The following is a 6,530-nucleotide window of genomic DNA, read 5'->3' as shown; positions in this document are numbered from 1 at the left end:
GTTCCGACGGGTGGCACCCGTCGAGGCCTCGCGCGGACGGCCGGAGCGGCCGCCGGGCGGACGCCGGGCGGACGCCGCACCGGGCGGGCGCTCACGGTCACGCTCGCTGTCACGGCCGCGTCAACCGTCCGCGACACCCTCGTCCCGCGCCCAGGCCAGGTAGGCGGCCACCGCCGTGGGCAGGGTGGGGAACATCCGATCGGAGCCGAGCGATTCGCTCAGGCCGTACGCGTCGAGTTCGTCGCGGAGGTCCTGCTTGACCCGGGCCAGTGCGAACACGATGCCGCGGGCGTTCAGTTCGAGCCGCAGCGCGTCCAGCGAGTCCAGCGCGGTGATGTCCACCTCGACGTTCGCCTCAGTGTTGAGGACGAACCACCGCACCGGCTCGACCTGTTCGGCCACGGCGGCCAGCGCGCGACGGCGGAAGTCCTCCGCGTTGGCGAAGAACAGCGGGGAGTCGTAGCGGTAGACCAGCAGACCGGGGACGGTCCGCGCCTCGGCGTAGTCGTCGACGTCGTGCATCCCGGCGACGCCCGGCACCAGGCCGAGCACGGCGTCGTGCGGCCGCGCGACCCGGCTGAGCAGTTCGACCACCGAGAACCCCACCGCGACCAGCACCCCGTAGAGGATGTCCAGGCTCAGCACGCCGATCATGCAGCCGAGCGCCAGCAGCAGCTCACGGCGCCGGAAGGAGGCCAGTCGCCGGAAGCCGGCGACATCGATCATCCGGATCGCGGCGAACACGACCAGGGCGCCCAGCACCGCATCCGGCGTGTCGTGCAGCAGCGGGCTGAGGAACAGCAGCACCGCGACCACGCCGACGCCGGCCGTGAGCCCGTACAACTGGCTGTGCCCTCCCGCCGACTGGGCCAGGGCGGTCCGGCTGGCGCTGCTGCTCACCGGGAAGCCCTGGAAGAAGCCGGCGCCGAGGTTGGCCGCCCCCAGACCCAGCAGTTCCTGGTTGGCGTCCAGTTGCCGCCCCTCGCCGGAATCCTCGAAGGCACGCGCGGTGAGGATGAAGTCGGTGTACCCGACCAGGAGGATGCCCAACGCGGGCAGCGCGAGCTTGGACAGCTCGGACAGGTCCGGCACCGCGGGACGGGGCAGGCCCGCCGGGATGTCGCCGATCACCGCGAGCCCGTGGTCCTTGAGCGAGAACGCCGCCGAGACGGCGGTGCCGAGCACGACGGCCAGCAGCGGGCCCGGCAGGCTCGGCAGGAGACGGGCCAGCAGGAGGAGGAAGAGCAGGGTCGCGGCGCTGAAGACGACCGTCGGCACGTTCGCCTCGGTGACGTTCGAAAGGAACGATGCCAGCTGGGGGAAGAACCCCTCCCCCCGCACATCGACCCCGGTGAGCTTCGACAGCTGGTCCACGATCATGATCAGCGCCACGCCGGCCAGGTAGCCGATCAGCACCGGCCGCGAGAGCAGGTCGGCGACGAAGCCCAGCCTGCCCAGCCATGCGAGCACGCACAGCAGGCCGACCACCACCGCGAGGCTCGCGGCCAGGACGGCGTAGCGGGCGGTGTCCCCGCCGGCCAACGGCCCGATCACGGTGGCTGTCATCAGAGCCGTGGTCGACTCGGGCCCGACCGACAGCAGACGGGAGGAGCCGACGAGGGCGTACAGGACGATCGCGGGCAGGATCGCCCACAGCCCGGTGACGGGCGGCAGACCTGCCACGCTCGCGTACGCCATGACCTGGGGCACGAGGTAGGCCACCACCGTGGCACCGGCCAGCAGATCCCCCCGCAGCCAGTCACGCCGGTAGCCTCGGAGCACCGCGAGTCCCGGCAGAGCCGGCACCATGCGGCGCCACCCTTCGTCGGGGGCACCGGCAGGCATGGGTCTCCTTCCCTCGGGCGGCCCCGGGGCGGCCCGCTCAAAGCGTCGAGAGTCTCCGGGCCGTCGTCGTCACGGACGGCCGGCGGCCTCCGCCCCGTCCTGGCGTGCCGCCGCCCTGCGGGCCAGGAGCTTGCCCAGTTCCCAGAGGAGCAGGAGCGCGACCGCGGCGAGCAGGGCCCACCCGAACTGCCGGGCGCTGATGTCGGTGGTGCCGAGCATGCGGTGGAACGCGTCCATCTGGGTGACGAGCACCGCCAGGACGAACTCTCCGAGGGCGGCCCGGTTCATCTGCCTGCTGTCGAAGGTGCGCAGGCCGAGCACCGAGGCACGCTCGCTGCGACACTCGTAGGCGGCCACGATCAGGCAGAGCGCGAAGGCGGTGAAGGCGATCGAGTTGCCGATCTGTGCGCTGCCGTAGTGCGCCTGGCCGAGCTTGATCAGGGAGAGCAGGGCGACCGTGACGGCCAGCCCGGCGAGACCGACGGTGATCACCACGGGCCCGGTCAGCACCGACTCCCCGCGCGGACGCGGGATCCTCCGCATCAGTCCGGGGCTCTCCCGGTCGAACCCCAGGGCGAACCCGAACGGGGCGTTGACGACGAAGTGGATCCACAGCACCTGCGGCGGGGTGAACGGCTCCCCGGCGGCGATGTTCAGGACCGCGGCGCCGAGGAAGGTCAGCACGAACGTCACCAGGAGCACCAGGACGAAGCGGATGTACTTGGTGAGGTTGTCGTAGAGCTTCCGGCCCTCCGCCACCGCGTAGACGATGGTGGCGAAGTTGTCGTCGGCGAGGACCATCCGGCCGGCGTTCTTCGCCACGTCGGTGCCGCTGCCCATGGCGATGCCGATGTCGGCGGCCTTGATGGCGGGCGCGTCGTTGACCCCGTCCCCGGTCATCGCGACCACGTCGCCCTTCTTCTTGAGCGTGTCCGCGAGCAGCACCTTGTGCTCGGGCGCGACGCGGCCGACCACGCCGATGCCGTCGATCCGGGCCAGCCGCTCGTGCTCCGGCAGCGCGGCGAAGTCGGCCCCCAGCATCGCCTCGCCGCTGATGCCGAGCCGGCGGGCGATGGCCGCACCGGTGGTGACGTCGTCCCCCGTCACCATGCGCACCCGGATGTGCGCGGCCTGCGCGCTGGCCACGGCGGCCCTCGACTCCTCGCGGGGCGGGTCGACCATGCCCACCAGGCTGGTCATCCGCAGGTCGGTGACCAGGGCCAGGAGATCGCCGTCCGGGTCGAAGTCCGCCGGGTCCAGGTCGCGGTAGGCGGCCGCCATCACCCGCAGGCCCTCGCCGCCCATCCGCTCGGTCTGCGCCTGGGCGCGCCCGCGGAGGTCCTCGTCCCAGGGGACGACCGCGCCGTCCGCCAGCGCGGAGGCCGCCCGGGCCGTCACGGCGGGGGCCGCTCCCTTGACGAAGCACCGCACCACCGGCCGGCCGTCCGCGTCCTTCGCCTCGGTGAAGCCGGCCATCAGCTTGTACTCGGGATCGAACGGCAGGGTCGCCAGGCGGGGGAAGCGTTCCCGGGTGGCGTCGATGTCCAGCCCGGCCTTGTGAGCGAGGACGAGCAGGGCGCCTTCGGTCGGGTCACCGACGACCTGGCCGTCGACCAGTTTCGCGTCGTTGGCGACCAGGTAGGGCAGCACCGCGTCCTCGATGCTCGGGGAGGAGCCCGCGGCGTGGTGGATCCTGCCCTCCAGGCCGTAGCCGGTACCCGAGACGGTGTACCGGTCGGTGGGGCTGAGCACCTCGACGACCGTCATCTGGTTCATCGTCAGGGTGCCCGTCTTGTCCGAGTTGACGGCCGACGTGAAGCCGAGGGTCTCGACCGACGGTAGGTCCTTCACGATCGCGTTGCGCCTGGCCAGGTTGAGGCTGCCGACGGAGAGGATCACCTGGCTGACGGTGGGCAGCGCCTCCGGGATGGCAGCGATGGCCAACGAGACCGCGCTGACGAACAGGGCGTCCCAGGCCTGGCCGCGGCCGCGGCCGAGCGCGAACATCACCACCATGGTCAGCCCGGCCGCCGCCGCGATCCACAGCGTCAGGGTGTTGAGCTCGCGGGTGAGCGGCGACTGTTCCTTCTTCGTCGCCGACAGCATCCCGGAGATCTTGCCCAGTTCGGTGCCGGAACCCGTCGCGGTGACGACGAGCAGTCCGCTGCCGTGGGTGACCGGGGTGTTCATGAACGCCATGTTCGTCTGGTCCCCCGGGCCGAGGCGTTCGCCCGCCAGGGTGCCCGCGTCCTTCGCGGCCGGGACGCTCTCGCCGGTCAGCGCCGACTCGTCGATCTGCAGCGAGCTGGCCTCGACGATCCGGCCGTCCGCCGGGACCTCGTCGCCCGCCGAGACGAGCACGACGTCGCCGACCACCAGCTCCTCGGCGGGGACCTCCGCCTCCGCCCCGTCCCGGCGGACCCGCGCCGTCGCCTCCATCATCGACTTCAGCGCGTTCATCGCGCTCTCGGCCTTGCCCTCCTGGCGCAGGCCCACGAGCGCGTTGAAGAGGGTGAGCACGAGGAGCAGGACCGCGGTGGTCCACTCCTTGATCGCCAACGAGATCACGGCCGAGGCCACCAGGATGATCTGCATGTAGCTGCGGTACTGGTCGAGGAAGCGCAGCCAGCCGGGCCGCTGCTCCTCCTCGGGCAGCGCGTTCGGGCCGTGGACGGCCAGCAGCTCCGCCGCCCGGACCGCACTGAGCCCGACGGCCGGATCGACCCCGAGCCGGGCCGCGACCTCCTCCGGCGTCCGCGCGTACCAGGGCCCCGGGGACTCCTGCGGTCCGGACCCGTCAGCCTGCTGCGCCATCTTCCATCTCCTCACGATCCGCGACGGTCCACCGAAGCGTCAGTCGGCCCGGTGCCGCGCCGCGTACGGATCGCGCGCGGCCCCCTCGGGGGCCTCCTTCTCCAGTCCGCGCTTGGCCGCGAGAAGGTCCTTCCTGGCCCGCTTGTCGACCGTCGGGTACTGCGGATCGATCCCGATCAGCGTGTGAGCGAGGATGGCGGCCGCCGAGATGCGCGCGAACCACTTGCGGTCGGCCGGAACGACGTACCAGGGCGCCCACGGCGTGCTCGTGGCCGAGAGCATCTCGGAGAACGCCTCCTGGTAGTCGTCCCACCACTCGCGCTCGCGGACGTCGGCCGCGGAGAACTTCCAGTTCTTCTCGGGCAGGTCGATCCGTTTGAGGAACCGGGTGCGCTGGGCCTCCTTGGAGAGGTTCAGGAAGATCTTCACCACCTTGAACCCGTTGTCGGTCAGATAGCGCTCCCAGTCGTTGATCTCGCGGTAGCGGCGGTGCCAGACCCCGGCTCCCTTCGCCTCCTCCGGCAGCTTCTGACGGTCCAGGTTCTCCGGGTGGACGCGCACCACGAGGACCTCCTCGTAGTGCGACCGGTTGAAGATCGCGATGTCCCCGCGCGCGGGCAGCCGCTGCGCGTAGCGCCACAGGTAGTCGTGGTCGAGCTCCTCCGCGGACGGCACCTTGAAGCTGCTCACGTGGACGCCCTGCGGGTTCACCCCGCTCATGACGTGGCGGATCGTCCCGTCCTTCCCGCCGGCGTCGATCGCCTGGAGGCAGAGCAGCACGCCGTAGGTGTCCTGGGCGGCGAGCCTCGCCTGGTACTCCGACAGCAGCGACACACCGATGCGCAGCAGTTCCACGCCCTCGCGCTTCTTCATGCCGGCCCGGTACCGGGGGTCGAAGTCCTCCGCGAGGTCGACCCGCGACCCCGGCTTCACCCGCAGCGGCTTGATGAACTTCGCAATGCGCTTGCCCGTCCGTCCGTCCGACATCGCCCGTACCAGTCCTCTCGGATCCGGCGGGCGTTCCGCGGCCCGCCGGGGTGGCCCGCCCGCACCGGCGTCCGCGACGCGGATCGACCGGAGCCGACCGTGGCCGACCTGCACGGGAGAGTGCTACCTGCCAGGCTGTGGCCGCCGGGTGCCGACGGCAATCCGGCGGCGTCCGTCCGGGCCGGCCCGCCGGAGGGACCGCCGACCGTGTGGCCCCGGTCCCGTTCCCGTCGTGGTCGTGCGGCACAGCCCCCGGCCCGGGCCGACGATGGGCCTGTCCCTGCATCCCCCTGCAAACGGAGGCCACGATGGCGACCCTGACGGTATGGCGCTTTCCCACCCCGACCGGAGCCGATGACGCCCTCGACACTCTGATGAAGCTGCAGCGCCAGGAGCTGATCAAGGTCCAGGACGGCGCCGTGATCAGCTGGCCGGAGGGGGCCAGGAAACCCCGGACCCGCCACCTGGGCGACATGACCGGCATGGGTGCCCTGGGCGGCGCCTTCTGGGGCTTCCTCCTCGGGATGATCTTCTTCGTCCCCCTGCTCGGCGCCGCGGTCGGTGCGGCCGGAGGTGCTCTGGGCGGGCATCTCGCTCACCTCGGCATCGACGACGACTTCATCAAGGGGGTGCGGAAGAAGGTGACGCCCGGCACCTCCGCGCTGTTCGTCCTCAGCTCCGATGCCGTGCTCGACCGGGTCAGGTCCGAGTTCGAGGGCCGGCACGCCGAACTCATCGAGACGAACCTCACCGGGGAAGAAGAGGCCCGCCTGCGCGAGGCGTTCGCCGAAGGCGAGTGACACCCCGCACCGGAGCCCGGCACCGACGCCAACGGCCTCGTGCTCTACGACGTGCTGATCCTCACCGACAGCGCCAACATCCAG

General features: G+C 71.5%; 4 protein-coding genes. 1 reads left to right on the top strand and 3 read right to left on the bottom strand.

What is annotated here, in order from left to right:
• Positions 1–120 precede the first annotated feature (120 nt).
• From sulP to AB0C76_RS40790, 3 genes are all read right to left on the bottom strand, one after another.
• On the bottom strand, positions 121–1,845 hold the full coding sequence (sulP, locus tag AB0C76_RS40800) for a sulfate permease (RefSeq protein ID WP_359975694.1): 1,725 nt from the start codon (positions 1,843–1,845) through the stop codon (positions 121–123).
• A 69-nt stretch (positions 1,846–1,914) separates the two neighbouring features.
• On the bottom strand, positions 1,915–4,659 hold the full coding sequence (locus AB0C76_RS40795) for an HAD-IC family P-type ATPase (RefSeq protein ID WP_359975691.1): 2,745 nt from the start codon (positions 4,657–4,659) through the stop codon (positions 1,915–1,917).
• Positions 4,660–4,698: 39 nt separating this feature from the next.
• Complete coding sequence (locus tag AB0C76_RS40790) at positions 4,699–5,646, bottom strand: polyphosphate kinase 2 family protein (RefSeq protein WP_359975688.1); 948 nt, start codon at positions 5,644–5,646, stop codon at positions 4,699–4,701.
• A gap of 308 nt (positions 5,647–5,954) precedes the next feature.
• Here AB0C76_RS40790 and AB0C76_RS40785 point away from each other — a divergent pair, with 308 nt between their 5' ends.
• Positions 5,955–6,446, top strand: coding sequence for a DUF1269 domain-containing protein (locus AB0C76_RS40785; protein ID WP_359975685.1), 492 nt, complete (start codon positions 5,955–5,957; stop codon positions 6,444–6,446).
• Positions 6,447–6,530 lie beyond the last annotated feature (84 nt).

Source organism: Kitasatospora sp. NPDC048722, from assembly GCF_040650235.1.
Classification (GTDB): Bacteria; Actinomycetota; Actinomycetes; order Streptomycetales; family Streptomycetaceae; genus Kitasatospora.
Note: the sequence above shows the minus strand (reverse complement) of the source record. Positions and strands in the feature narration are given on the sequence as shown.

Coding starts and splice junctions, on each gene's coding strand:
- sulP (WP_359975694.1), bottom strand. CDS start 1,845: ATGCCTGCCGGTGCCCCCGACGAAGGGTGGCGCCGCATGGTGCCGGCT.
- AB0C76_RS40795 (WP_359975691.1), bottom strand. CDS start 4,659: ATGGCGCAGCAGGCTGACGGGTCCGGACCGCAGGAGTCCCCGGGGCCC.
- AB0C76_RS40790 (WP_359975688.1), bottom strand. CDS start 5,646: ATGTCGGACGGACGGACGGGCAAGCGCATTGCGAAGTTCATCAAGCCG.
- AB0C76_RS40785 (WP_359975685.1), top strand. CDS start 5,955: ATGGCGACCCTGACGGTATGGCGCTTTCCCACCCCGACCGGAGCCGAT.